The 25,553-nt window shown below is 64.8% G+C and carries 21 protein-coding genes; 6 read left to right on the forward strand and 15 right to left on the reverse strand.

Features of this window, described 5'->3' with window-relative positions:
* From ACOJTD_RS23320 to ACOJTD_RS23345, 6 genes are all read right to left on the reverse strand, one after another.
* On the reverse strand, nt 1–744 hold a 744-nt coding region (locus tag ACOJTD_RS23320), incomplete at its 3' end, for an oligosaccharide flippase family protein (protein ID WP_420135226.1).
* Between the two features lie 23 nt (nt 745–767).
* Entirely contained in the window at nt 768–2,039 is a 1,272-nt protein-coding gene (locus ACOJTD_RS23325) for a glycosyltransferase family 4 protein (RefSeq protein WP_420135227.1), read from the reverse strand.
* Between the two features lie 17 nt (nt 2,040–2,056).
* Nucleotides 2,057–2,818, reverse strand: a complete 762-nt coding sequence (locus ACOJTD_RS23330) for a hypothetical protein (protein WP_420135228.1) — start codon at nt 2,816–2,818, stop codon at nt 2,057–2,059.
* Nucleotides 2,805–4,706, reverse strand: a complete 1,902-nt coding sequence (locus ACOJTD_RS23335) for a hypothetical protein (RefSeq protein WP_420135229.1) — start codon at nt 4,704–4,706, stop codon at nt 2,805–2,807. Before ACOJTD_RS23335 ends, ACOJTD_RS23330 begins: the two co-directional genes overlap by 14 nt.
* A 68-nt stretch (nt 4,707–4,774) precedes the next feature.
* Complete coding sequence (locus ACOJTD_RS23340) at nt 4,775–5,929, reverse strand: glycosyltransferase family 4 protein (protein WP_420135230.1); 1,155 nt, start codon at nt 5,927–5,929, stop codon at nt 4,775–4,777.
* Between the two features lie 64 nt (nt 5,930–5,993).
* Nucleotides 5,994–6,818, reverse strand: a complete 825-nt coding sequence (locus tag ACOJTD_RS23345; protein WP_420135231.1) for a glycosyltransferase family 2 protein — start codon at nt 6,816–6,818, stop codon at nt 5,994–5,996.
* A gap of 302 nt (nt 6,819–7,120) precedes the next feature.
* Between ACOJTD_RS23345 and ACOJTD_RS23350 the strand changes: the two genes are divergently transcribed.
* Nucleotides 7,121–8,326 (forward strand): GNAT family N-acetyltransferase, encoded by a 1,206-nt coding sequence (locus ACOJTD_RS23350; protein WP_420135232.1) that lies wholly within the window; start codon nt 7,121–7,123, stop codon nt 8,324–8,326.
* Here the strand turns inward: ACOJTD_RS23350 and ACOJTD_RS23355 are convergent.
* On the reverse strand, nt 8,281–9,894 hold the full coding sequence (locus tag ACOJTD_RS23355; protein WP_420135233.1) for a glucosamine inositolphosphorylceramide transferase family protein: 1,614 nt from the start codon (nt 9,892–9,894) through the stop codon (nt 8,281–8,283). The two genes, ACOJTD_RS23350 and ACOJTD_RS23355, sit on opposite strands and share 46 nt — an antisense overlap.
* A gap of 277 nt (nt 9,895–10,171) precedes the next feature.
* Between ACOJTD_RS23355 and ACOJTD_RS23360 the strand changes: the two genes are divergently transcribed.
* From ACOJTD_RS23360 to galE, 3 genes are read left to right on the forward strand one after another with little or no spacing between them, the layout of a single operon-like run.
* Nucleotides 10,172–11,368, forward strand: coding sequence for a glycoside hydrolase 5 family protein (locus ACOJTD_RS23360; RefSeq protein ID WP_420135234.1), 1,197 nt, complete (start codon nt 10,172–10,174; stop codon nt 11,366–11,368).
* On the forward strand, nt 11,365–12,375 hold the full coding sequence (locus tag ACOJTD_RS23365; protein WP_420135235.1) for a glycosyltransferase family 2 protein: 1,011 nt from the start codon (nt 11,365–11,367) through the stop codon (nt 12,373–12,375). Before ACOJTD_RS23360 ends, ACOJTD_RS23365 begins: the two co-directional genes overlap by 4 nt.
* An 11-nt stretch (nt 12,376–12,386) precedes the next feature.
* A complete protein-coding gene (galE, locus tag ACOJTD_RS23370; RefSeq protein ID WP_420135236.1) occupies nt 12,387–13,397 on the forward strand; it encodes a UDP-glucose 4-epimerase GalE in 1,011 nt (336 codons plus the stop codon).
* 21 nt (nt 13,398–13,418) lie between these two features.
* On the opposite strand, the gene ACOJTD_RS23375 is transcribed toward galE, so the two are convergent.
* From ACOJTD_RS23375 to ACOJTD_RS23395, 5 genes are all read right to left on the reverse strand, one after another.
* Nucleotides 13,419–14,237 carry a LuxR C-terminal-related transcriptional regulator gene (locus ACOJTD_RS23375; RefSeq protein ID WP_420135237.1) on the reverse strand — a complete coding sequence of 273 codons (819 nt, stop codon included), beginning with the start codon at nt 14,235–14,237 and terminating at the stop codon, nt 13,419–13,421.
* A 170-nt stretch (nt 14,238–14,407) separates the two neighbouring features.
* On the reverse strand, nt 14,408–14,995 hold the full coding sequence (locus ACOJTD_RS23380; protein WP_420135238.1) for a hypothetical protein: 588 nt from the start codon (nt 14,993–14,995) through the stop codon (nt 14,408–14,410).
* A 555-nt stretch (nt 14,996–15,550) separates the two neighbouring features.
* On the reverse strand, nt 15,551–16,678 hold the full coding sequence (locus ACOJTD_RS23385) for an acyl-CoA dehydrogenase family protein (RefSeq protein ID WP_420135239.1): 1,128 nt from the start codon (nt 16,676–16,678) through the stop codon (nt 15,551–15,553).
* Nucleotides 16,679–16,694: 16 nt separating this feature from the next.
* Nucleotides 16,695–17,882 (reverse strand): acetyl-CoA C-acetyltransferase, encoded by a 1,188-nt coding sequence (locus ACOJTD_RS23390; RefSeq protein ID WP_420135240.1) that lies wholly within the window; start codon nt 17,880–17,882, stop codon nt 16,695–16,697.
* 92 nt (nt 17,883–17,974) lie between these two features.
* On the reverse strand, nt 17,975–19,669 hold the full coding sequence (locus ACOJTD_RS23395) for an AMP-binding protein (RefSeq protein WP_420135241.1): 1,695 nt from the start codon (nt 19,667–19,669) through the stop codon (nt 17,975–17,977).
* A gap of 160 nt (nt 19,670–19,829) precedes the next feature.
* Here ACOJTD_RS23395 and ACOJTD_RS23400 point away from each other — a divergent pair, with 160 nt between their 5' ends.
* Nucleotides 19,830–20,828, forward strand: a complete 999-nt coding sequence (locus tag ACOJTD_RS23400) for an AraC family transcriptional regulator (RefSeq protein ID WP_420135242.1) — start codon at nt 19,830–19,832, stop codon at nt 20,826–20,828.
* 158 nt (nt 20,829–20,986) lie between these two features.
* A complete protein-coding gene (locus ACOJTD_RS23405) occupies nt 20,987–21,895 on the forward strand; it encodes an alpha/beta fold hydrolase (RefSeq protein WP_420135243.1) in 909 nt (302 codons plus the stop codon).
* A gap of 123 nt (nt 21,896–22,018) precedes the next feature.
* On the opposite strand, the gene ACOJTD_RS23410 is transcribed toward ACOJTD_RS23405, so the two are convergent.
* From ACOJTD_RS23410 to ACOJTD_RS23420, 3 genes are read right to left on the reverse strand one after another with little or no spacing between them, the layout of a single operon-like run.
* Nucleotides 22,019–23,677: an ABC transporter ATP-binding protein gene (locus ACOJTD_RS23410; RefSeq protein ID WP_420135244.1), complete on the reverse strand. Its 1,659-nt coding sequence runs from the start codon at nt 23,675–23,677 to the stop codon at nt 22,019–22,021.
* Nucleotides 23,674–24,513, reverse strand: a complete 840-nt coding sequence (locus ACOJTD_RS23415) for an ABC transporter permease (RefSeq protein WP_420135245.1) — start codon at nt 24,511–24,513, stop codon at nt 23,674–23,676. Before ACOJTD_RS23415 ends, ACOJTD_RS23410 begins: the two co-directional genes overlap by 4 nt.
* Nucleotides 24,514–24,525: 12 nt before the next feature.
* The gene (locus ACOJTD_RS23420; protein WP_420135246.1) at nt 24,526–25,548 is read right to left on the reverse strand and encodes an ABC transporter permease; all 1,023 of its coding nucleotides are present in this window, start codon (nt 25,546–25,548) and stop codon (nt 24,526–24,528) included.
* Between the last annotated feature and the right edge of the window lie 5 nt (nt 25,549–25,553).

Consider the following 25,553-nt stretch of genomic DNA (forward strand, 5'->3'; position numbering starts at 1 on the left):
CGTCAGTATCACCACCACCAGAAACGGCACGACGAGCCCGGGCGCCTGCAGCGCGACATCGAGTGCGTAGTGATCAAGGACCTTGTGCCGAAGGGCGTGCAGCAGCGTGAAGTCCGGGCGGCCGAGCAAACTGCGCACCCCGCCGCGGGTCACGCGATCGACCAGAAGCCAGGAAGCTATGGCGCCCGCAATCCAGGTCATCAGGATGGCACTCTCGTTTGTCGCCCCGACGAGAGCGGCCATGCCGATCAAGCCGAGCTTCAGCACGGAGAACACGACCTGCTGAAGCATCCTGGCGGTGCCGTTCAGGGCGCCGAGAAGTCCCTGGCTGACGACCATGGTAAACGCCGTGAGGGCGCTGCCAAAAATGAAGAGCAGCATTGTAACCCGGCCCGCGATCAGGTTGACCTGACCGAACAACGGCTCCGCAAGGACGAAAACCATTCCCAGAATAGTCGCCAGCCCCATGGCGACGATCGTCGCCGCGCTCACCAGTCCCGCAACTCTGCCACGATATCGGGACAACTCCCCGACCAGCAGTGTCCCGAGGCCGGAGTCGCCCAGCAGTCCCAAGAGTCCCATGACCGACAAAAGCGCGGCAGCCCGGCCGATCACCTCGGGCGGAAACAGCCTCGCAGCCAACCACCAATAGCCGAACCCCAGACCGGCCGTGACCACCGTCGCAAGCATCAGCGCTCCGGAATTCTGAAGCAGCGCCGTGCTCTTCCTGACCGCCTCCCTCACCCTTGCGACCGACGTCGGGCTCTCTAGGGGCAAGGCGTGCCCTCCGTGGTTTCCAGCACCCGCACGCCGCTCGCCGCCTTTTGCATGACGTCGCGGTACACCTGTTCGATTCGGGGGACGACTGCGCTGGCCTTGAGACGTCCCACCCTTGCCGTAGCTGCCGCCGCCAGGCGATTGAGAAGTACGCGGTCATCAATGAGCCGCTGCATGGCAGTCGCTAACGCATCGACGTCCCCGGCGGGCACCAGCAAGCCGGTTTCCTCCGGATCGATCAGGTCGGGCATGCCCCCGATATCGCTCGCCACCACGGTTTTGCCCGAGGCCATTGCTTCCATCACCACGGTCGCACAGGCTTCCGGCCCGACCGAAGGCAGCACACCCATCAGTGATCGTCGCCAGGCATGCATGATTGCGGAATGCGGCCACGTGCCCATCACTCGGACGTTTGGCGGAAAGTTCCGCGGCGTGTCGGGCGCGGATCGGCCAATCAGCACGAGAGGCGGAGCCCCCTGCAATCGCCCATAAGCCTCCGCCAGGACGTGAATTCCCTTCAGCCGCATCATATCGCCGACGAACAGGATGAACTCGCCTTCCGGGAGCTCGCGCAGACAGGACTCCTCGGCACCAAGAACGCCGACATCGTCGGGCACGAAATTCGGAATCACTTCGAAAGGCGCGCGACTTCCGACCAAGCCGGTATGGCGGGCGACCGCACGGCTGACCGGAATGAAGCGGTCAACCAATCGCCGTGCGGCAAATCCTGATGCCCAGTTGCCAACCGTCGTCGCTGTCGCCTTCACGGCACCGTAGTGCCGGCTCGCGCAGCCGAGGCACTTTGAAAGTCCGCCGCCGTCGCACAGCCGTTGTCCCAGATGCATGAAGTTTTTCTTGGCGCAGGATAGGCCGTAATCGTGCATCGTGATCACCAGCGGCGGACCACCGATCGCCTTGAGCGGCAGTAGCGAAGCGTAGATCCAGTTGTGGGCATGGACGACGTCCGGCTGTTCCACGGCGATCAGCCGCCTCAGCGCCAACATCAGTTCAGGATCAGGGAATGGCGGCGCGTGTGGCCGGTCCGCGTCGGCATGCAGGCCTGCGAACCTCTGAAGCGTTCCGCGAAGACGGTGAACGCGAACGTTGCCATCCATCTCAATGTCGGACGAGCCATGATGTGCGGAAGTACCAACGCTGACCTGGTGCCCGCGCTGCGCCAGGGCGGCGCCGAGATTGCGGACATGCCGCTCCTCCCCGCCGATCACGGGAGGATAGAACTGCGATAGCAGCAGGATTCGCATGGATGCTCCGTTACCGATCAGCTTCGTCCGAGCACTGCCGAGACGCTGCGGTAGAGGCGATTGTCGTCGGGCCGATACAGTCTCGCCACCGCCAGTCGCGGCATCACGCCGGGAGCGATGGGCAGCTCACGCGTCCAGGTTTCGCCAGGCGCCATCTCCAGGGAGCGAAAGGTCGCGATCTGACGACCGTCCAGCACCACCTCGACATCGAAGCGCTGTCCTTTGTCCTCGCCGCTGCGGACACCGACATTCAGCCGCCCGCCGTCATCAGCCGGCAGCAGCCAGAACTCGGTGTACTTGAACTGCTGTTGCGCCGCCTCGTCCCGGACCGCCAAGGCGTAAGCTCCGGTCGCGATCAGCAGCGAGAGAGTGATCGCACCGACGTGCCACGGCCGCAGGCTGTTCGGCAGGCTCCCCGCCACCACTAACGGCGACTGAGCGGGCTCGCCCCTGCGGATCGCCATCAATGACGCCCCGACGACGATCAGCCAGAACCAGGTCGCCCAGCCGAGCGGAGACAGCGCACCGACAGCGTTGAGCACCAGGCCGCCGGCGATCCCGACCACAAGACTTGCTCCGATTGCGTAAGCGAGATGCTCGGCCACCGAACTCGTTGCGATCCCGATCGCCCGGATCACCGCGTGGCCACAGACGAACATCGCCAGCGGAAAGCACAGAATGGTCCGGAGCACCGCATTGTCCGTCATGGCGACGGCGAGCACCGCGAGGTTGGCTAACAAGCAGCACAACAGAAGGTCGCGATTGCTAAGGGCGAACATGCATCCCCCTCATGTCGTAGATCCGGATGAAGCCGTTGTCGTAGATGCGGCCTACACCCTCGATATCTTCGAATTTGCGCAAGGCATCGACCGCGATCGGCTTGTCCGTTCGGGGCTCCCACGGTTCGAAATAGAATCCCAGGACAGGCGGAGCCGCGGTCAGGCGCATGTCGACCAATAGGAAATCGACATTGCCCTTCGCCAATGCCCAGAAATCGTCGGACGATAGCGTAGCACTTCCGAACACGCGGGCCGAGTTGACGCCCGGCGCGATATCGAGCCTCACGTCCTGACGCCCATATCCTGCGAGCAGCAGACGGTTTACGCGATCGGAGGTGAAACGGTTGCCCGGGCCCATCCACTCCTTGGTCCAGCGCGCAGTCCCGACCGCCATGGCCTCGACCGACTGTGCGTCAGCGGCCACCCGATACGGACCTCGGAGCAGATCGAGCGAGGCACTCGTGATGCCGCTCAGTACGATCACACTCAGCGCGAGCGGCGGGGCGAACAGACGCCATCCCCGCGGCGAAAGACCCTGCCAGAAGTGGACGACGCCAACCGCAACGACCAGTCCAACGCCGAAAAACGCCAGAGTGCCCATGCGATTGCCGATCTCCCACCCGCCGATGCTGAGCCGAAACAGCACCGAAACCGGAAAACCGAAAGCCAGCAAGGTGAGAAAGACGATCCGACTATCACTCCAGCGCCGAGCGACGACATCGCGGATCGCCGCCCAGCCCGTCCGGCTTGAACCGGCGGTCGAAAGCGCAAGCGAGCGAAAGAACCCTGTCGCCAGCCCGATCGCCGTCAACAGCACGCCGAGCAGCGTAATCATCCGCATCACGATCGGCTGCGAGGGCGCCTTGGCGTCGCCAAGCGGATCTGGCGGCTCCATCGCGACACCCTGCATCTTCGCCAGGAGAGTCTTGACGCCGCTCTCGATCACCGGGCCGAGATAAGCGGTGATGTCGGTGCCGCGGAACTCCATCCAGAGCAGCGGCAGAGCCACCGCCATGACCGCGCCGACGGCGAGCCTGGCTTCCCGTCTATTGTCCCCGCCTCGTCGGCAAAGATCGAGGATCGCCACCGCGCCGAGATAGATCGCCGCGTAGACGGCCGAGAGGTGATGGGTGACGGCGATGCCGCACAGTATCAGGCCGACCAGTACCAGCGCCTTGGTCCTTTGCGGCCCGGCGTCACTGCGCGATGCTGCCTCAAGTGCAAAAGCCACCGCGCACAGCACGATGCCGAGGCTCTCGTAGGAGAACATCGCCTCGAACAGGAAGAAGGTCGAGCAGCCCATGTAGGCGAGCGACCCGATCGCGGCGATGCGAGCCGAGCCGGTGATCTTCTCGTAGAGCAGGAACAGCGCGACGATGAAGGTGCCCTTCAGCACCGCAAGCAACAACATCGCGGAGGCGAACAGCGGCAGACGGGTGAGATCGGCCAGCGACGTCGCCAAAATCTCGAGAGCCTGATAGGTCGAGCCGACCTCGAGCAGCGGATTGGACAGGAACAGACGTCGCGCCGTCATCAGATCGTCGGCCGCGACCCAGTGCAGATATTCATCATGCGGCGTGAAGCTGGTCGGCGAATAGACCGTCCTGCAAAAGAACATCGCCTCGACCAACAGCAACAACAGTAGCAGGCGTTCGCCGCGCGAAACGTCGGGCCACGCGATGCGAAAGCTGATCGGAACCACCATGAGGGCAATTCCGAGCCAGAACAGCAGCGGCGCCAACGCCTCGCCCCGTCGGCCCGCCCCCTGCCCGAGCACTACTAGTAGCAGGGCGGCGGAGACGATCAAGAATAACGCCGCGACGATGTCGGGTTTGGCCGGCTGCGCGTTGGTCTCGGCAGCAGCATCCCGATAATCCGGCCCGATCACGGCCAGAACCTGCCGGACGCGGTTTCTGACCGGGCCCGTCCACGTTCCGAGTGTGATGTCGCCGGTCGTCATCGGCGTGGCACTGTGCGGGGCATCAAGGTCAACCGCCCATTGCCGGAAGCGCTTCGTGTCGCAGACCGGGCGGTCATTACACCGCTATACACCTCCATCAGTGCATCCGCGCAGTCGTCCCAGTCCGGGAGGGTGAGGTCGGGAAACAGACGTGGGGTCGTCATCTCCCGGGCAATCGCCGCTGCGGTCTCGGCGGCGCCGGCGTGGCAGGGAATGGCCCGGCACAGACCCTTCGCGGCGATTTCAGCAAGCCCCGAAGTGTCGCTGACCAGTACCCGACGCCGCAGCGCGAGCGCCTCCATCACAGCCACGGGATGCGCCTCATAGTCGCTGAACAGCACGAACAGGCCGGCCCTGGCTAAGAGGTCCGCCATCTGCTGCCGGTCGCCGCCCGGGATCGCGCCGATCGTCACGCGATCATCCAAACCGAGCTTGCGTACCTGACGGCGCAGAGCGTCTTCGTGTGGACCGGCTCCTGCGATGTGAAGGCGTGCCTCGGGAAGTCGCCGAATGACATCAGGCATCGCTGCGATGGCCTTGTGGTGCCCCTTGTAGCGCTCCAGCCGGCCACTCGAGACAATCAGGTTGGGATCGACCCGAACGCCCGGGCTCGGCGTCGGCATCGCGGCTCCGTTTGGAATCACCGCGAACCGCTCCCGCCGCACGCCCATCCGCGCGCTGAAGAAGTCCGCTTCGAAGTCGGAGACGCCGATCAGGCGGTCGGCCCTCGATATCAGCGGCCGGAGCATAGCCTGCTGCGCGCCGCGCACCGCATTGCGCAGGCGGGACGAGTGCCCGCCACTGTGGAAGGTCAGCACGAACGGCAGATCGCCCCGAACGGTGGCGGACAAACCGATGGGCACCACGAACGTGCTGTAGCCCTGAAAGTGGATCAGGTCCCAGGCACCATCCCGGATCGCCGAGTAGATTCCCGGCGCGAAATACAGGTCCAGGTGTTTCGGCCAGGCCCTGACCCGCCGGACCCGCATGCCCAACACGTCCTCTTCGACCGGCAGTTCGCCGGACGGATCAGTGGTGAGCACGTCGACCGTGTGGCCGCGTGCCTGCAGCCGTGGACCGACCTCCCGGATGTGAGTTTCGATGCCTCCCATAAAAGGGTGGCAGCGAGCGGCAACCATCAGAATACGCATTGAACGATCACCGCTCCAGAGCTGTCAGTATCGAGGCTCTCGCACTGCTCGGCGAGCCCGCTAGCTAGGAGACCCCGTACCCCACCGGCGCGACCTGCCCGAGGATCCGTTCGCGCAGGATGGTCTTGAGAACCCGCCAGCCGTCCGGGAGTGCACGCAGGTTGCTGAGACCGCTGATACGCGGCGCCTCGAAGCTCGCCACCTCGACGATTTTCAGACGGTTCTTCAAGGCACGCACGTTGATCAGCGTCTCGATCTCGAACCCGTCGCAGTCGCATTTCAACGTGTCGACGTGTCGTCTCCAGAACGCCATGTACCCGTAGCAAAGATCGGAGAAGGCGCATCCGTACAGCAGCCGCACCGTTGTCGTGAGACCCCAGTTGCCGAGCATGCGGATAAGCGACATGTCGTCCGTGCCGGCGCCCTGCAGGAAACGGGAGCCCTTCACCATGTCGGCACCGGCCATCAGGCCTCCGACAAACAGAATCGCTTCCTCGGGATCCATAGAGCCGTCGGCGTCGAGCATCACGATGATGTCGCCGGTGGCCGCGCGAAAACCGGCTTGCAGCGCTGCACCTTTGCCGCGCCTGGGCTCCATGACGATCTTGACATCGGAGCGAAGCTTGCGCGCAACGGCAACAGTGTCGTCGGTCGATCTGCCATCGATGATCACTACCTCGTGCGCCCATGACGGAATCCGCGGCAGCAGATGCGGCAGGTTCAGAGCCTCGTTGAGCGTCGGGACGATGAAGCTGACACGGGGCAGCGACAATGTGGGCGGCAATCCATATTCGACTGACGAGACGCTACGCGCCCGGGCGGACTCGGCAAGAGCGGGCTCGGCAATTGGGACGGACGCGGCAATTGGATGGGGTACCGGAGCGTTCATGAGAGCGTTTCTCCTGGCCAAATTCGGCTGCCTGGAGGTTCATCGAAGCGCGGTGATGTTGGAAGTGCGATGGGTGGGTAGTCCGTTAGCATTAGGCCGAGGCGGCGCGACGCGAGACGTGGACGCCAATACCTATGCACCGGTCCCACGGAGTAATCACAATGAACCGTGCGAACAGCCCCTGATCTAGCCTCTGTGGGACCTTCCCTATCGGCACGTTGGGGCAGAAGGTTCGTCGGCTCGTCGCCGAAACCGAACGTCGGCGCGGCCGCGCTCGGCCGCAAACGGCCAGGAAGGTCCCGATGCCGCAGACGTCGATCTCAGACCCTCTCCGTCAATTGCACCGGCCACCGCTGCGCGTGATTACCGGCGGCGAAGCGGTGTCGGCCGACGCCATCGAGGTCCGGATTGAACCGCTCAGGAACCCAACAGCGGTTGAGGCCATCTGGCGGGATCTGGAAGCGCGCGCGGCCCCCTCCTTCTTCGTGTCGTGGCTTTGGATCGGAACGTGGCTGGCGCATTTACCGAAGAACGCCGCGCCGCATCTCGTGACTGCCGTGCTATACGGCCGCGTCGTCGGCATGGCCGTGCTTTGCCGGCGCGGGACATGGCGACTCGGGGTTCGTCCCCGCGCGCGATGGTTTCTGCACGAAACCGGTGACGCCCGCTTCGACCGCCTCGCCATCGAATATAACGGGATCCTTGCCGAGCGCTCGGCGGCCGACGCCGTCGTCGCGGGATGCCTCGATCGGGTGCTCCGCCACCTTGGCCGGCTGGATCAACTGGTGCTGCCGGGCATCACCAGCGATCTCGACGTCGCCGCCTGCCGCCTCGCGGCCGACGCGGGACTACGTGCCGAGGCTACCCATATCGATACCGCGCATTGGATCGATTACGCCGAGATCCGTCGCACCAGCAAGGACTACCGAGCCTCGCTCGGTCGCAATACCCGCCAAGCGGTGAGCCGCACGTTGCGACTCTATGGCGAGCGAGGGCCCGTGGAGCACCACCTCATGGAGACGGTCCCGGAGGCGCTGGCCGCCTTCACCGAACTTGCCGAACTCCACAACGCGCGCTGGGGCCGCAAGGGCGCGTTCGCCAACCCGGCCTTCCGCCCCTTTCACGAGGACCTGATCAAACACGGCGTTCCCGCCGGCGCGGTCCGGATTTCGCGCACGACCGTCGGCGGCCAAACCATCGGCGTACTTTACAACTTCGTCCATGACGGTGAGGTCCTGCACTACCAAAGCGGCTTTTTGTACGAAGAGGACGCCAAGCTGAAGCCAGGCCTCCTCAGCCACGTGCTGGCGATCGAAGACAGCTTCGCCCGCGGCGAGCGCGGCTACGACTTCATGGCTGGATCGGCCGCTCACAAATCGCGCCTGGCCAATGCCGAGCGCACACTGAAGCGCATCATTGTCGGCGCCGACACAATTGAGCACCGCATCGAAGCGATGGTCCGTCAGGGAAGACGCGCGCTGGCCGAGTTCAGAAACTCCGCCGAGTGACCGGCGCCTGCCCGGTCTCCTGAAAACGTCGGCGAAATGAGGTTCGTCGACGACCGCGCCGCTGGTGAGTCCGTCGGGAGCGGAACGTAGGAAATTGTCACGTCCTCCGCGTCGGCGATCCGACCGAACAGATCCACCACCTCGATGCCATCGCGGCGGTTATAGGTATGGCATCCGTAAGGTCCTGCGCCGACGCGCCCCACCGCAGTCTGTGCGAAGTTGAAAGCGTCGAGTGCGTCGATCCTGCAGAAGGTCAGCCCGCTGCCATAACCGCGTGAGCAATCCTGCACCGGACGCAGCGTCTGCCCGTCCCGCCGGATGAAGCTGCCGGCGGGGCGGCTCAGCGCGGCGTCGATCAGCGCTGACCCTACGCCGTGCGGCTTCCAGCTGCCGGTCAGGCTGTCGGCGCGGTAGATGTTGAGGACGTCCCATGACGACGACCGCCACAGACGCTGCGCGGCGAAAAACCAGACGCCGGAGTCGTCCGCCAGCGGCGTGACATCGTAGGCCTCAATGCCATTGGCAAGATCGGCCTCGCGCTTCCAGCGGTAAGGAAATGACTCCGCGCGGTACAGCGTGACTTTCCCGGACTCGCCGGCTTCCGGGATCATCCAGATCTGCCCGGCCTGCTCGAACACCACCGGATACGATAGATGGTGCGCCTCCTCGAGCACGATCTCGGCAGGTCCAGCAACGCCGCTCCCATTCATCGGCACCACGGCGATGCAGCCCTTATTCTTGGCGTGCAAATACTGTTCGACGAAGATGAAGTCGCGTCCCCCGTGTCGAAACGGAAACGGGTCGGCAAGATAGCTACCGACGCCACCAGTGAGCACGCGGAAGGAGGCCTTACCGCAATCCAGCAAGCCGGTTCCGCTGCGATCGAGCCGCCAAGCGATGCGCCACTCCTTGGCTCCCTTGGCCAAGATACCCAGCAATCGGATCGCCTTGGCCGCGACTGATGCGCTCGCCCACGCCAGTGACCGCGCAGTTCCAAAATCAGTATACACCGGCCCTGGCGCTGCGGCCGTTTGGCTCGTAACGCCGCGCTCTCCAGACATCGCTTTGAGGATCAGTGCAACAGTACACGACAAGGCGGCGTCGAGCGTGGCCCCGAACACCTCTCGGTCCTGGCTCGCAGGCCGGGCCGTCCACGGCCGTCCGGGACGTGCCGTATCATGAAGTTCGATTAGGAGATCCGCGCCTTCGCTGAGCGCGGCCATCACGCCGATCTCGCCAGAGATGCCGTTGAACGTCGGCCTGAGGACGCGCTGTGCTGCTGTGGTTACTCCGTCACCGGCAAGATCGACCACCACGTCCGGCGTATCGTCCCGTTCCGGGGCCAGCGAGAGGGCAGCGGAGCTCGCTGGATCCATGGCGCCCTTCGGGGCGAGCCGGTAGATCGACCTTTCCAGGTCGAGCAGCAGTGAAACGCCACGCGGGATAGGATGCGAACTCGCTGCGAATTGCCGCGATACTGTCTGACCCGGCACGGCAAGGAGCGCTTCCGCCAGCCAAATATGCCAACGGAAGAGTCGCGATCGGTCCAGTTGGAGACAGATGTGCATTCGCGATGAGCACCTGTTCGGTCCTCTCAATACTCGAACAGAAACCGGCGCCGTCCTACTGATCTAAAGGAGATGCGCGGATGTTGATCCCCATCCCCGATGGCGTATCCGTCTCGGCAGATTACGGTCGGGAAGAAGTCAGAGGGGCGTCCGCGAACCAGTCCTCTCCACGGGGGTACCCCCTCTGGGCGTCTGGCCTTGAAGGCCCAGCCGTAGTCAGCTTTCGCTCATGAACGGAAGCCGGGGTCGGATAACGCAAGGACTGCGGGACGCCGGAATGGCCGTCTTCGCGATGGCGTTGCTTTGCGCCGCCTCGAGCGCATCTACCGACTGCGCGCGCGCCTCGACCAGCTTCGTGAAGACGAAGGGCACCGACTTCATGCTCGACGGCAAGCCCTTCTACGTCACCGGGGTCAACAACCACTACGTGACCTTTGGATCGAGGCAGGAGGTGCTGGGCGTCCTCGACGACGCCGTGGCCCTCGGAGCCAACGTGGTTCGCACCTTTCTGCAGCCCGTGATCGGATCGCTCGACGGCAGCCACGCCACGATCTGGGCGTGGCACGTCCGCGCCGATGCGAGCGACCTCGGCGTTGGTGGAACCTATTTGCTTTATTGGGATCACGTCGCTGGCGCGATGGGGATCAATGACGGTCCCGACGGCATGGCGAAAGTCGATTTTCTGCTCGCCGAGTCCGCCAAACGCAACCTCAAGCTCATCATCGCCTTTCTCGACTTCTGGGACTACACCGGCGGCGCGCAGCAGATGCGAGCGTGGTACGGCAGCGCGGACAAGTCGGGCTTCTTCTTCGAAGATCCGCGGACCAAGGCCGACTACCGGCGCTGGGTTGCGCATGTCGTTGAGCGGTTGAATCCGTTGACCGGCTTGGCCTATCGCGATGACCCGACGATCATGGCCTGGGAATTGATGAACGAGGGCAATGCCGCCCCGGAATCACTGCGTCTCGCCTGGTCCGCCGAGATGTCGGGTTACGTGAAATCGCTCGACCACAACCATCTCGTCGGATCCGGCCACAGCGGCGTGCTCGATCAGATGTCGGACCTTATCGTGCAGTCTCTGGATTTCGGCACCTGGCACGGCTATCCGCTTTACTACAATCTTTCGGTCGATCAGTTCGACCGTACGATCAGCAAATTTTGCGAGATCGGCGCGCGTGCCGGCAAGCCGGTGCTGCTCGAAGAATTCGGCTATGCCCGATCAAACCCGGACGCTGCAGACGCCTACACGCGCTGGCTCGACACGTTGAGCCGCGATCGCAACTGTGCCGGCTGGGTGGTATGGCGGCTCGTATCTCGCCAGGACAGCAGCAACTATCCCGCCGATCTTCACGACCAGTTCGACATCCGCAAAGACGGCAGTCCGATCTGGGACGCGCTGAAGATCGCAGCCGCCCGGAAACGCCCGGGCGCGACCGACGATCGCTCCACCCTCACCGCTCGAGAGCCCAAATGACCGAGACGATCGAAGCTTCCGTCGTGATTTGCGCGCACACGCTCGATCGTTGGGACGACCTGACGCGAGCCGTCGCGTCGGTCCGCACTCAGCAGCCGCAGGCGCGGGAGATTATCGTCGTCATCGACAACAACGAGCAGCTGCGCGAACGTGCCGTGCGTGAAATCGAAGGCGTGACCGTGCGCGCCAACGAGGGACCGGCCGGCCTGTCAGGCGCGCGGATGACCGGCGCCGCGCTCGCGGCCGGAAGCGTGATCGCCTTCCTCGACGACGACGCCGTCACCGAGCCGGGCTGGCTGGCCGCACTGCTGGACGCCTATCAAGACCCGGTCGTCATCGGCGCTGGCGGCCCGGTGGAGCCGCTCTGGCGAGCCCCCCGGCCGTGCTGGTTTCCCGACGAATTCCTCTGGGTGGTCGGCTGCACCTATGCCGGCATGCACGTGCAGCAGGGCCGCATCCGCAATCCCATCGGCGCCAACATGTCGGTACGAACCGACGTGCTGCGTCGCGCCGGCGGCTTCACCTCTGATCTCGGACGCCGCAAGCTCGGCTTCTCGGTCAGCGGCAAGGCCCGCATCGGCGGCAAGGCCGAAAGCTGCGAAGAAACGGAATTCAGTATCCGAACCGCGCGGCTCAATCCGGGTGGTTACTGGGCCTACCGGGACGGAGCGCGGGTCCGCCACTGCGTCCCGGCTCAACGCACCACGTGGAAATATTTCGTCCAGCGCTGTCTCGTCGAAGGCACCGCCAAAGCGGTGCTGACCGGGCTGACGGGGCGCGCAGACGGTCTCGGCGCCGAGAACCGCTATGTCCGCGACGTACTCCCGCGCGCCGTGGCCCGCAACCTGCTGGCAGCCATTCGTGGCGAGCCCGGCGCTCTCGGACGAGCCGGCGCGATCGTGGCCGGCTTTGCCCTCACCGCCTTCGCTTACGCTCGCACCCGGCTGGGTGGAGTGGCACCCGCTCCAGCCCAGGGTGCGACCGTCCATGTTGGTCCAAATGGCTGAGTGAGAAGACCATGATCTTGCTGACCGGAGGCGCAGGCTACATCGGCTCCCACGTTGCGGTCGCTCTGCTGGAGGCCGGACTCGACGTCGTCGTATTCGACAACCTGTGTCACAGCAGCGCTGCCTCGCTGGACCGCGTTCAGTCGATATCCGGCAGACCGGTTCACTTCCGGCAGGGCGACATCCGCGACGAAGAGGCGGTTTACGATGTCCTGACGACGTATGGCGTCACGGCGGTCATCCATCTTGCCGGCCTCAAGGCGGTCGGCGAATCCAACCAGCAGCCACTGAGCTACTACGACAACAACGTGATCGGCTCGATGCGCCTGCTCTCCGCGATGCAACGGGCCGGCGCCAAGACGATTGTATTCAGTTCGTCCGCCACCGTCTACGGCGCGCCCTCCTACCTGCCCCTCGACGAGTCGCATTCGCTGGCGCCAACAAACCCATATGGCCGCACCAAGCTGTTCGTCGAAGAAATTCTAAGGGATGTGCACGCCGCCGACCGCGACTGGCGCATCGGCATCTTGCGCTACTTCAATCCTGTCGGTGCACACGAGAGCGGACTGATCGGCGAGGACCCGCTCGGGATCCCGAACAACCTGATGCCGTTCGTTGCACAAGTGGCCATCGGCAGACGCGACAAGCTCACGGTCTGGGGCAGTGACTATCCAACGCCCGACGGCACCGGCGTGCGCGACTTCATCCACGTCTGTGACCTGGCGGAGGGCCATCTCGGGGCGCTCCGGCAACTGAAGGAGCCGGGTATCCTCACCCTCAACCTCGGCACCGGCGAGGGCAGCAGTGTTCTGGAGGTCATCCGGACTTTCGAAGCCGTCAGCGGCCGCGCTGTCCCCTTCGAAATCGGCGAGCGCCGGGCCGGCGACGTCGCTATTTGCTACGCCGATCCGTCGCTTGCGAAAGACGTCCTCGGCTGGACATCGACCCGATCACTCTTGCAGATGTGTGCCGACCATTGTCGCTGGCAATCCATGAATCCAGCAGGCTACGCGGGCGCCTGAGCGCGTTCGAGGTCTAGGACCTCAGCGCACCGACGACGTGAGAGCGGCCTTCCTATCGAGCGCCCATATCGCGGCCTGGGTTCGATTGGAGACCTGGATCTTTCGAAGAATGGATTTCATATGGACCTTCACGGTCGCCTCGGTGATACCGCATTCACGGGCGATCTGCTTGTTCGACAGCCCTCTGACGAGTCCATCAAGGATCATCTCTTCCCTGCCCGAAAGCGTCGGAAATTGAGGTGCATGAACCGTCGATGGATCACCGGGGTCGGCCGGATCAAATCCGAGGGCGAATTCTTCCGTCGGCTCGGCCCCGTTAGGCTCTTCGTCCTCGACGCGCGCCGTCCTCGAAACGAGGCCGATAACCGGCTTCACCTTGTGCAGCTGCTCGCCGTGCCGTTCGGCCGGCGCGTCTCTTTGCACCGATCCGTTCCGGGCGGGCTCGTCGTGCATCAATATGCGCGCGCCGCCCATAATGATGAGCTTCAAAGTCCGGATCAGCAACTCTCGGGACACCGCAAGAGGAAGGCAGCCATCGATCGCCGCTTGACCAAGTTTCTGAAGTTGCCGAGGTGGCAACTGATCGAACAGCACCACGATCTTGCAGGTCGGCCACTGCTCGCGAATGTCGGCCGCATCTTTCAGCGCCCGCTCGGCGCTCTGGCCGCAGATCAACACCAGTTCCGGATCGTGATTGGCGAACCTGTTCTGCCCGGCATCTTCCATCGAGCCAAATGTGGCCACCACATTGAAGAGAAATTCTTCGATGAGATGCGATATCCCCGTCCGCAGCAACTTCTGTGGCCCGACGATGATAGTTGGAATCGACCTTGCCTGCATGACGAAAGACCCCCGCCCGAAGTTTCGTCGATCGTGAGGTATTTTCTCACACCGCTTCCGACCGACGATGCCCGGCGGCGTACTTCACACGCCAACGCGAGCCTGAATTACACTGTCCGACCGAAAGGCAATCAGCGTGCCAGCTGGCTGCCGAACCGCTCGAAACGACATCAATGTCGACGTGGAGCTCCCTTTCCGACGACAGAGTCGTCTGAATCGTCAACTTCTCCAAAAACATCTCCGTCATCGAAGAACGGACTATCCAGGCGCACCCCGCTGCTTTTACCCCAACCAGACTCGATCGCCTGGTTGATGGCACTGCGTTGAAGCAGCGAAGTAGTCCCGGCGCTCGGCAGACTATCGTCGAGCGTAAAAATGCGAACATTGCCGTCGACGACGAACTCAATCGATTTCATCAACAGGTCGTGCGACACATGAAGTGAAACGCAACCATCGATGGGCGAACTACAGAGGCGACACATATCTTCTGACGACAATTCATCGAACAGAAAGAACACTTTTCCACCGGGATAAGCGGCAGACATGACTTCCGCAGTTGCCAGGGCGTTGTCGACACTCTGGCCACTTAGAATAGTCAGATCAACGTCCGTAGAGGTTCGATGAAGCTCATCGATTTTGTGAACGGAAGCGAAGGTTCCCACGATATTGAACGAGTACGGCAGCAACAGCGAGGACAGCACGTCCCGAATGAGACTGTGAGGATCGACGATTACCGTGTTGAGTGCTCTTTGCGGCATGTACGCTCCGCTCACTAGCTATGGTCAAAATCGAGGTACCAAAAATGCGCCTTCAATTTGCATCGCGTCGAAAGCGTTGTCACTAAGAATGATAACTGTAAGTTAACTATTTTGTTGCCTTTTATATCACTCTCCCAGTCAGATCTATCGATTCGCACACCGTCATCCGAGGCTCGGGCCGGCGTTGTCTGCCTGCGGGATTTTCATCCTCGCTGATCGCGTCTTTGCTAATTCCTGGCGACTGTTGTCAGATTGTTCGTGAGCCACTACGCGCGACAGCGGTCGTCGCCTCCGCCCCGCTCACGTTAAACAAGCTCGCCGCAGAGCTTTACGCTTCACGGGAGAGCACAACTGAACCTTGAGTAAACCGCGCGGCTCGCAATCCGTGGAATCGAGGCATGTATCCGACAGTCGGCCAGTCCACACTTCGACCGCGGCCTCCTCGATCCGGCAGAACAGCAGCGAAGGAAATTGACCAGCTAAACTGCCCGTTCTATCCGACCGCTCGAAAGGGAGATGGGTGGTCGCGCACGCCGGTGGCGACCACCCTGCCGGTCACAGATTGCGCGAGATGACGATGCGCTGGACGTCGCTGGTGCCTTCGTAGATCTGGCAGACGCGGACGTCGCGATAGATCCGTTCGACCGGGAAGTCCTTCAAGTAACCGTAGCCGCCGAGCGTCTGGATCGCCGACGAGCACACCGCCTCCGCGGTCTCGGAGGCGAACAGCTTGGCCATCGAGGCTTCGGTCAGGCACGGCAGCCCGGCTTCGCGCAGGCTGGCGGCGTACAGCACCATTTGGCGCGCGGCAGCAATGCGGGTCGCCATGTCGGCGAGCCGGAACGCCACCGCCTGATGCTCGATGATCGGCTTGCCGAAGGTGACTCGATCACGCGCGTAGTCGCGGGCCGCCTCGAACGCGGCGCGCGCCATCCCGACCGCCTGCGACGCGATGCCGATCCGGCCGCCTTCGAGATTCGACAGTGCGATCTTCAGCCCCTCGCCTTCAGCGCCGAGCCGGAGATCGGCGGGAATCCGCATGTCGTTGAAAGCGAGCTGGCAAGTGTCGGACGAATGCTGGCCGAGCTTGTCCTCGACCCGCACCACCTCGTAGCCGGGCGTATCGGTCGGCACGATGAAGGCGGTGATGCCCTTCTTGCCGGCCGCCGGATCGGTGACGGCGAACAGGATGATCAGCTGGCCGTTCTGCCCCGAGGTGATGAACTGCTTGGCGCCATTGATGACGTAGGCGTCGCCGTCGCGGCGCGCGGTGGTGCGCAGGTTCGAGGCGTCCGATCCGGCCTGCGGCTCGGTCAGCGCGAAGCCGCCGATCCATTCGCCGCTGGCGAGCTTGGGCAGGAAGCGCTGCTTCTGCGCGTCGGTACCGAATTTCAGGATCGGCATGCACGCTACCGAGGAATGTACGCTGACGATGGTCGAGCAGGCGCCGTCGCCGGCCGCGATCTCTTCCAGCGCGAGCGTATAGGCCACCATGCCGGTGTCGGAGCCGCCAAAGGCTTCCGGCACCAGCATGCCGAGGAAGCCGAGCTCGCCCATCTCGGTCAGTTCGGCGCGCGGAAAGGCGCGCGCGACGTCGCGCGCCGCGGCGGTCGGGGCAAGCCGCTCGCGGGCAAAGTCGCGGGCGGTGTCGCGGATCTGGGTCTGCAGTTCGTTCAGGATCATGATGCACTCGCGACCGTCACGACAGCCGTTCGACGGCCACGGCGGTCGCCTCGCCGCCGCCGATGCACAGCGAGGCGATGCCGCGCTTGAGGTCGTACTTCTCCAGCGCCGCCAGCAACGTCACCAGCACGCGCGCGCCGGAAGCGCCGATCGGATGGCCGAGCGCGCAGGCGCCGCCATGGACGTTGACCTTGTCGTGCGGCAGGCCAAGGTCGTGCATCGCTGCCAGCGCCACCACCGCGAACGCCTCGTTGATCTCGAACAGATCGACGTCAGCGAGATTCCAGCCGGTGCGTTCGCTGAGCGTGCGGATCGCGCCGATCGGGGCAGTGGCGAACAGTGCAGGCTCGTGCGCGTGGGTGGAATGCCCCACGATCGCCGCCAGTGGCTTCAGGCCGCGTTTGTCCGCTTCGGAGCGGCGCATCAGCACCAGCGCCGCTGCGCCGTCGGAGATCGACGACGCGTTCGCCGCCGTCACGGTGCCGCCGTCGCGAAACGCCGGCTTCAGCGTCGGGATCTTGTCGAGCTTGGCCTTGAGCGGCTGCTCGTCTGTGGTCACGGTTACTTCCGACTTGCCGGCCTTGAGCTTCACCGGCGTGATCTCCTGCGCGAACGAGCCGTCCTTGATGGCGGTTTGCGCGCGGGTCAGCGAGGTGATCGCGAAATTGTCCTGCGCCTCGCGAGTGAACTGATAGCTTTGCGCACAATCTTCCGCGAAGGTGCCCATCAGCCGGCCCTTGTCGTAGGCGTCTTCGAGGCCATCGAGGAACATGTGATCGATCACCCGGCCGTGGCCCATGCGATAGCCGCCACGGGCGCGGTCGAGTAGATACGGCGCGTTGGTCATGCTCTCCATGCCGCCGGCCACCGCGACGGTGGCGCTGCCGGCGATCAAGAGATCATGCGCCAGCATCGCCGCCTTCATGCCCGACCCGCACATCTTGTTGACCGTGGTACAGCCGGCCGACAGCGGCAGGCCGGCACCGAGCGACGCCTGGCGCGCCGGAGCCTGGCCCTGGCCGGCCGGCAGCACGCAGCCGAACATGACTTCGTCGATCGCATCCGGCTTCAGGCCGGCGCGTTCGACGGCGGCGGAGATCGCGGCCGCGCCGAGCTGCGACGCCGTGGCGTCTTTCAGCTCGCCCTGAAAGCCGCCCATCGGCGTGCGCGCGGAGCCGACGATAACGATAGGATCGTGGGTCATGGGAGATCTCCCTGGATTGGTTTTGTTGATCACGTTGTAAGAGCAGCCGCCGCCGCGTCAGCGCGGCAGCGGCCTCGTTTGCTTTTCTTGGCTCAGGCCGCGGAGGACGCCGCGCCCTGCCCGTCGCGCACCTGATCGGCCTCGCGCTTGCGCAGGATAAAGCGTTGCAGCTTGCCGCTCGGGGTCTTCGGCAGTTGCTCCAGGAACTCGATCTCGCGCGGATAGGCATGCGCCGACAGCCGCTTCTTGACGTATTGGCGCAGCTCCTCGGCGAGCGTCTCGCTCGGCGTCACGTCCTTCGCCAGCACCACATAGGCTTTGACGATCTCGGTGCGCTCAGGATCGGGCTTGCCGATCACCGCCGCCTCGATCACCGCCGCGTGCTCGATCAGCGCGCTCTCGACGTCGAACGGACCGATGCGATAGCCAGACGAGGTGATGACGTCGTCGGCGCGGCCGACGAAGCTGATCGAGCCGTCCGGCTCCAGCTCCACGGTGTCGCCGGTGCGGTAGTAACCACCTTCGATCGCGGGCGTTTCCTGTTGCCAGTAACCCGAGAACCACATCAGCGGCGAGCGGGCGAGATCGACGCTCAACACGCCCGGAACGTTAGCCGGCAGCTCCTTGCCCTGCTCGTCGAGCACCGCAACGCGGAAGCCCGGCATCGCCAGCCCCGCCGAGCCCGGATGCACAGTGTGACGCAGGCGGTGATGATTGTTCACCACCATGCCGAGCTCCGTCTGACCATAGTGATCGTGGATCGGCGCGGCGAGATGCTCGGCGAACCAGCGGATCACCTCCGGATTGAGCGGCTCGCCGGCGCTGCTGACGACGCGCAGTTGCCCCTTCACCGCAGCAGCGGCGTCAGGCCCGGCCGCGATCAGCAGCCGATACGCCGTCGGCGCGCCGGCCAGATTGGTGATGCCGCGGCGCTTGATCAGGCCGTAGGTGCTCTCGGCGGTGAACGGTCCGTCGTAGAAGGTGGTGGCATGGCCGAGCAGCAGCGGCCCTGTCACTGCGTAGTACAAGCCATAGGCCCAGCCTGGATCAGCGATATTCCAGAAACTGTCGTCGGCGCGCAGGTCGACCGCGTCGCGCATGTAGGAATAGAACGCCGGCAGAGCGTTGATCGGCACCGGCACGCCCTTCGGCAGCCCGGTGGTGCCGGAGGTCGACATCATCAGGAACAGATCGGTGCCCTTGCGCAGCACCGGCTCGAACGTTGTCGATTGCGTCGCAAGCTCGGCGTGATAATCGAGGTCGCCGAGCGGCACGCTCTCGCCGGGCCGCGTCACGATCGCCACGGGCGGACAATCGACGACGTCGGCGAGCTTGGCCCGGTTGGCGGGGTCGGTGACGACCAGCTTTGCGCCGCTCATCTTCAGGCGATGCTCGATCGCCTTGGGACCAAAGGCAGTGAACAGCGGCTGATACACCGCGCCCGCCCGCCAGGTGCCGAGGATGAGCGCCAGCAGCTCCGGCGTGCGCGGCAACATGCCGGCGACCACATCGCCAGGCTCCACGCCTTGGGCCACAAGGAGATTCGCGACGCGCGCCGCATAGTCCTTCATCTGGGCGAAGCTGAAGGACGCCGTGCGGCCGTCCTGGCTTTCCCAATCGAGCGCCACGCTGCCGCCCGCGACATGACGGTCGCAGCATTCGACGCAAACGTTGATGCCGTTCGCAAAGTCACCGTCGAACAGCGCTTCGAGATCCTCGCGGCGAAACCGCGCCAGGACGTCGGCATAATCCTCAGCGGCTGCGGCCGCACCGGGGGCTTTGCTCATGGTGTTTCTTCCCTTGTCGTCTCTTGCCCTCGTTGTCGGCACGAGGGTTTGGCGCACGTCGATCCACGGCGGGATTAAGCGGCGGAGTCCTGTGGCTTTCTAGGACCAAAATGACCTAGAAATGTGATCGGTTTTGCCACTTCCGGGAGAGGACCAGCGGATGGAGCGGCGCACGATCTCGCCTCTGTTTGTCGAGGAGGTCGCCGACTGTCTGCGTCGTGCGGGCATCGCGCCCGAGCCGGTGTTCGCGGCCGCCGGCCTTCCCGACGCCGTGCGCGAGCGCGTCTCCGCCGCACAGTTCGGTGCGTTGTGGCTGGCGGTGGCGGCGGCGATGGACGACGAATTCTTCGGCCTCGGCGGACGGCCGATGCGGCCGGGCTCGTTCACGCTGCTGTGCCACGCGGTGCTGAATGCCGGCACGCTGCAACAGGCGCTTAACCGCGCGCTGCGCTTTCTCAAAGTCGCCTTGGATGATCCGTCGGGCGAATTGCGCGTCGAAGGCGACCTCGCCCGCATCGTGCTTTACGACAAGGCCGGGCCACGCTCCGCCTTCGCCTATCGCACCTTCTGGATCGTGGTGCACGGCGTCGCCTGCTGGCTGGTCGGCCGGCGGCTGCCGCTGCGCCGGGTCGATTTCGCCTGCGGCCCGCCCGCAGTGGCGGCCGACTATCGATCGTTCTTCGGAGCGCCGGTGCGGTTCGGTCAGCCGGAAAGCGCGCTGGTGTTCGACGCCCGATATCTATCGCTGCGCACCAACCGAACCGAGCGGGCGCTAAAGGAGTTTCTCCGCCTTGCGCCGGCGAACATTCTGGTGCGCTACCGCCACGATGCGACTCTGACCGCCGCCATCCGTACCACGCTCCGCGCCAGGCCGCCGACCGTATGGCCGAACTTCGAGACGCTGGCGAAGCAGATGAAGATCCCGGCCTCGACGCTGCGCCGTCGGCTGCGCGCAGAGGGCCAGACCTACCAGACCATCAAGGACGAGATCCGCCGCGCGCTCGCGATCCGCTGGCGGGCCGAGAACCAGAAGCCGGTCGGCGACATCGCCGCCGACCTCGGCTTTGCCGAACCGAGCGCCTTTCACCGCGCCTTCAAGAAGTGGATGGCCCGCAGCCCCGGCGCGTTCCGGCGCGAGTCCGTGACCGTTTCGTCCTAGCCGCTGCGTCCTCGAGGAGAAGCCGCGGTCCTAAATCAGGGCTTAGCTATTTTTACCCGGATATAATTGACGGGACGTCTCAGCAGGCCTATCAGGCTGCGGGACGCAATCGCGGCCGACCTCGCAGCAGCGTGCTTTTCCTGGAAGGAGACCACACCATGCCGCTCGTGAAGGCCAACGGCATCGAACTCGCCTGGGACGCGTTCGGCGATGAGGCCAATGACGTCATTCTGCTGATCGCCGGGCTGGGTACGCAGATGATCCGCTGGACCAAGCCGTTCTGCGAAGACCTCGCCGCCAGGGGGTATCGCGTCATTCGCTTCGATAACCGCGACGCCGGCTGCTCCACGCATCTCGGGGCGGCGGCTCCGCCGGACTTCGGAGCGCTTGCAGCCGCGCTGATGGCCGGGCGCCGACCCGACGTGCCTTACACGCTCGACGACATGGCCATGGACGCGATCGGCCTGCTCGATGCGCTCGGCATCGCGCGGGCCCACATGGTCGGACGGTCGATGGGCGGCATGATCGCGCAGATCCTCGCAAGCGAGCACGCCGACCGGGTTGTTTCCCTCACCTCGATCATGTCGAGTACCGGCAATCCGGCCCTGCCGCAGGCGGCGCCGGACGTCATGGCGCTAATGCTGCGGCCTGCGCCCGGTCCCACCATCGACCCCGAGGGCTTTCTGGCGGCCCGCCTCGCCTTCGCACGCCGGATTGCCGGAACGGCCGCGGGGTTCGACGAAGCCGAACATCGCGCCGTTCTGCTCGACGAGGCGGCGCGCGGCTACGATCCGGCCGGCACGTCACGGCAGATTGCCGCGATGGCCGTCGCCGGTGATCGGCGCGCGCGGCTCAAGACGATCACGGCACCGACGTTGGTCATTCACGGCACCGACGACCCGCTGATCCCGGAGGCCTGCGGTCGCGACACGGCGCTGTCGATCCCGGACGCGATCTATGTGCCGATCGACGGCATGGGTCATGACCTGCCGAAGCAGTTCCACCCACGCCTGATCGAAGCGATCTGCAGTGTGGCGGCCGCGGGATCGCAGCCCGCTCGACAGTGATCCCGGCCTCCGGTCATGACGCGACGTTCAAACGCACATGTCGGAGCGGCGGCTCCGTCGCGGGCAAACATCGTCCGCTGTCGGCAGAGCTGACAGCGACCTGTCGTCTCACAGGGCCGGCAACTACGCAGTCATCACGTCAGGCGTCACGGCGGCCTGCGGCCCGGCGAACAGGCTGCGGCCCGGGATCGCGTCCAGCAAGGCGCGGGTGTAGGCGTGCTGCGGCGATGTGAACACCGACTTGGTATCACCCTGCTCGACGATTTCGCCGCTGCGCATCACCACGATGCGATCGGCGATCTCCGCGGCGACCCGCAGATCGTGGGTGATGAACAGCATCGCGAGGTTCATCTCCTCGCGCAGTTCGGCCAGCAGATCGAGGATCTGCGCCTGCACCGAGACGTCGAGCGCCGATACCGCCTCGTCGGCGACCAGCACCATCGGCTTCAGCGCCAGCGCGCGCGCGATGCAGATGCGCTGACGCTGACCGCCGGAGAATTCGTGCGGATAGCGTCCGGCCGCGCTGGCCTCGAGGCCGACCCGCGCCAGCAGCCGTTTCGCATCAGCCATCGCCTCCGCGGGCGGCACGCCGTAAGCCATCGGCCCGCGCGCGATCGCGTCGCCGACCTTCTGCCGTGGATCGAGCGCGGCGAACGGGTCCTGAAACACGATCTGCACCTTGCGGCGCATCGCCCGCAGCTGGCCGCCGCGGAGCTGCAGGAAGTCGGCTCCGGCGAAGTCGATGGCGCCGGTGTCGGGTTCGATCAGCCGCATGATGATGCGGCCGAGCGTCGATTTACCGGAGCCGGACTCGCCGACCACCGCGACCGTCTCGCGCGGCCGCAGGCTGAGCGCGACGTCGCGCACCGCGACGACGGTCCGATCGGGGCGGAACAGGCCCTGCCCGGTGACGAAGGTCTTGTTCAGCCCATGCGCATCGAGCAGCGGCTCGCCCTCGATCTTGCGATCGACCTCCGATGCAGGCCGCGAGCCCGGGACGGCGGCGATCAGCGCCTTGGTGTAGTCGTCCTTCGGGCGCCGCAGAACTTCGTCGACGCTGCCCTGCTCGACCACGCGGCCGTTACGCATCACCACGACCCGATCGGCGATGTCGGCGACCACGCCGAAATCGTGGGTGATGAACAACACGCCCATGCCGCGCTCGGCCTGCAGGCGGCGGATCAACGCCAGGATCTGCTTCTGGGTCGTGACGTCGAGCGCGGTGGTCGGCTCGTCGGCAAGCAGCAGCGCCGGATTGTTGGCCATCGCCATTGCGATCATCACGCGCTGACGCTGTCCGCCGGACAGTTGGAACGGATAGCTGCGCACCAGCGTCGCCGGGTCCGGCAGGCCGACCGCTCCGATCAGCTCCAGCACCCGCGCATCGAGTTCCGCGCGGCTGGGGCGCGGCGTGGCGTGCACGAGAATGACCTCGGCGATCTGATCGCCGACCCGCGCCAGCGGATTGAGCGCGCTGAGCGGCTCCTGGAAGATCATCGAGATGGCGCCACCGCGCAGGCCGCGCATCGTGTCTTCGTCGGCGTGCGCGAGATCCTGGCCGCGAAACCTGATGGTGCCGGTGCCGATCTCAAGGCTCGGCGGCAGCAGGCCGAGCACGGCATGCGCGGTGATCGACTTGCCCGAGCCGGACTCGCCGACCAGGCAGACGATCTCGTTGCGCCCCACGCTCAGCGACACGTCCGAGACGGCGTGGCTACGATCGCCGCCATGCGGCAGTTCGACCGACAGATGCTCGACGGACAGCAGAGTTTCGTCGCTCATGCGTTGCGCACCTTTCGCGCGATGCGCGGGTTCAGCGTGTCGTTGAGGCCTTCGCCGACCAGATTGATCGCCAGCACGGTGAGCAGGATGGCGACGCCGGGAAACACGCTCATCCACCACGCCTGCCGGATCACGGTGCGCGACGCGCCGATCATCAGCCCCCACGACATCAGGTTGGGATCGCCCAGCCCCATGAAGCTCAGCGCGCTTTCGATCAGGATCGCGGTCGCAATCGTCAGCGAGCCGGTGACGATGATCGGCGAGATCGCGTTGGGCAGAATGTGGCGCAGAGCGACCATCAAAGGAGCTTGACCTTGGCACACCGCCGCCTGCACGAACTCGCGGCCGCGCAGCCGCATGAATTCGGCCCGCGTCAGCCGCGCCAGCGGCGGCCAGCTGACCGCGCCGATCGAGATGATGACGTTGGTGAGCGTCGGCCCAATCGTCGCAACGAGCAGAATGGCGAGAATGAAGCCGGGGATGGTCTGGAACAGTTCGGTGATCCGCATCATCAGATCGTCGACCCGGCCGCCGAAATATCCGGCGATCGCGCCGATCGTCACGCCGATGCACAGCGCCGCGAGTGTCGACGCGACCCCGATTGTCAGCGACACCCGCGCCCCATAGGCGATGCCCGCCGCGACGTTGCGGCCGAGCATGTCCGAGCCGAGCGGCAGATCTTCACTGCCCGGCGGCTGGAACGGCGCCGCAACCATCTCCCACGGATCGTCGGGAAACAGCGTCGGCGCGCAGATCGCGAGGATCACAACGGCCAACAGAATGATCAGTCCGATCATGCCGGTCGGGTGACGCAGGAACGTCTTCAGCCTTTCCATCCCAACCTCCGCTCAGGACGCCGCACGCAGCGACACGCGCGGATCGACGATCCGATAAATCGTGTCGGTCAAGAAGTTCAGCAGGATGACGATCACCGACATCACCAGAAAGATGCCGAGCATCAGCGGGTAGTCGCGCTGCAAAACGGAGTCGAAGGTCAACCGGCCGAGACCAGGCCAGGCGAATACGGTCTCGATCACCACCGAACCGCCGACCAGCGTGCCGGCCTGCATGCCGGCGACGGTGACCACCGGCAGCACCGCGTTGCGCAGCATGTGACGCATGATGATCTGCCCACGCTTCAAGCCTTTGGCGCGCGCCGTCTTGATGAAATCCTGATGCGCGACCTCGATGATCGCAGAGCGCATCAGTCGCGCATAGATCGCCATCAACACGGCGCCGAGCGACACCACGGGCAGCACCATGTGGGCAGCGATGTCACCGATGCGTTGAAGCGGAGTCATCGGCACGCCGATGCTGACATAGCCGAACGCAGGCAGCCAATCGAGCTTCACCGAGAACAGCAGTACCAACATCAGGCCAAGCCAGAACACCGGCATGGCGTAGAGCAGCAGCGATACGATCGTCAGCGCGGTGTCCGACCATTTGCCGGCGCGCACGCCGGCCAGCGTGCCGAGCGAGACGCCGGCTGCGAGCGACAGCAGGAACGCGCTGCAGGTGAGCAGCAGCGTCGCCGGCAGCCTCTCGCCAATCAGCGACAGCACACTGCGCTGCTGCCGATACGAGTAACCGAGGTCCAGCGTCACGATCCGTTTCAGGTAGATCGCGAGCTGCACGGGGTACGGCTTGTCGAGGCCGTACTCCGCACGCAGCTGAGCCAACATCTGCTCGTCAGCCGATCCGCTCTGCCCGGCCATCACCTGCGCCGGATCGCCGGGCGCCGCATGCACCAGCACGAAGTTGAACGTGGCGATCACCAGGACCACCGCGACGAACCGCGCCACCCACTGGGCGCTCGCTATCGCGATCGCCACGCCGCGGTTGCCGGTGATGGACAGCGCCAGCGCCCTCATCCGAA

It is taken from the genome of Rhodopseudomonas sp., assembly GCF_048594845.1.
In the GTDB taxonomy this organism is placed as follows: domain Bacteria; phylum Pseudomonadota; class Alphaproteobacteria; order Rhizobiales; family Xanthobacteraceae; genus Rhodopseudomonas.

Excerpts from the sequence above, each read along its gene's own strand:
- ACOJTD_RS23390 (WP_420135240.1), bottom strand. The coding sequence starts at position 17,882 with ATGACCCACGATCCTATCGTTATCGTCGGCTCCGCGCGCACGCCGATG.
- ACOJTD_RS23325 (WP_420135227.1), bottom strand. The coding sequence starts at position 2,039 with ATGCGAATCCTGCTGCTATCGCAGTTCTATCCTCCCGTGATCGGCGGG.
- ACOJTD_RS23345 (WP_420135231.1), bottom strand. The coding sequence starts at position 6,818 with ATGAACGCTCCGGTACCCCATCCAATTGCCGCGTCCGTCCCAATTGCC.
- ACOJTD_RS23330 (WP_420135228.1), bottom strand. The coding sequence starts at position 2,818 with ATGTTCGCCCTTAGCAATCGCGACCTTCTGTTGTGCTGCTTGTTAGCC.
- ACOJTD_RS23350 (WP_420135232.1), top strand. The coding sequence starts at position 7,121 with ATGCCGCAGACGTCGATCTCAGACCCTCTCCGTCAATTGCACCGGCCA.
- ACOJTD_RS23385 (WP_420135239.1), bottom strand. The coding sequence starts at position 16,678 with ATGATCCTGAACGAACTGCAGACCCAGATCCGCGACACCGCCCGCGAC.
- ACOJTD_RS23340 (WP_420135230.1), bottom strand. The coding sequence starts at position 5,929 with ATGCGTATTCTGATGGTTGCCGCTCGCTGCCACCCTTTTATGGGAGGC.
- ACOJTD_RS23375 (WP_420135237.1), bottom strand. The coding sequence starts at position 14,237 with ATGCAGGCAAGGTCGATTCCAACTATCATCGTCGGGCCACAGAAGTTG.
- ACOJTD_RS23400 (WP_420135242.1), top strand. The coding sequence starts at position 19,830 with ATGGAGCGGCGCACGATCTCGCCTCTGTTTGTCGAGGAGGTCGCCGAC.
- ACOJTD_RS23380 (WP_420135238.1), bottom strand. The coding sequence starts at position 14,995 with ATGCCGCAAAGAGCACTCAACACGGTAATCGTCGATCCTCACAGTCTC.
- ACOJTD_RS23365 (WP_420135235.1), top strand. The coding sequence starts at position 11,365 with ATGACCGAGACGATCGAAGCTTCCGTCGTGATTTGCGCGCACACGCTC.
- ACOJTD_RS23405 (WP_420135243.1), top strand. The coding sequence starts at position 20,987 with ATGCCGCTCGTGAAGGCCAACGGCATCGAACTCGCCTGGGACGCGTTC.
- ACOJTD_RS23415 (WP_420135245.1), bottom strand. The coding sequence starts at position 24,513 with ATGGAAAGGCTGAAGACGTTCCTGCGTCACCCGACCGGCATGATCGGA.
- ACOJTD_RS23410 (WP_420135244.1), bottom strand. The coding sequence starts at position 23,677 with ATGAGCGACGAAACTCTGCTGTCCGTCGAGCATCTGTCGGTCGAACTG.
- ACOJTD_RS23360 (WP_420135234.1), top strand. The coding sequence starts at position 10,172 with ATGGCCGTCTTCGCGATGGCGTTGCTTTGCGCCGCCTCGAGCGCATCT.
- galE (WP_420135236.1), top strand. The coding sequence starts at position 12,387 with ATGATCTTGCTGACCGGAGGCGCAGGCTACATCGGCTCCCACGTTGCG.
- ACOJTD_RS23395 (WP_420135241.1), bottom strand. The coding sequence starts at position 19,669 with ATGAGCAAAGCCCCCGGTGCGGCCGCAGCCGCTGAGGATTATGCCGAC.
- ACOJTD_RS23420 (WP_420135246.1), bottom strand. The coding sequence starts at position 25,548 with ATGAGGGCGCTGGCGCTGTCCATCACCGGCAACCGCGGCGTGGCGATC.
- ACOJTD_RS23355 (WP_420135233.1), bottom strand. The coding sequence starts at position 9,894 with ATGCACATCTGTCTCCAACTGGACCGATCGCGACTCTTCCGTTGGCAT.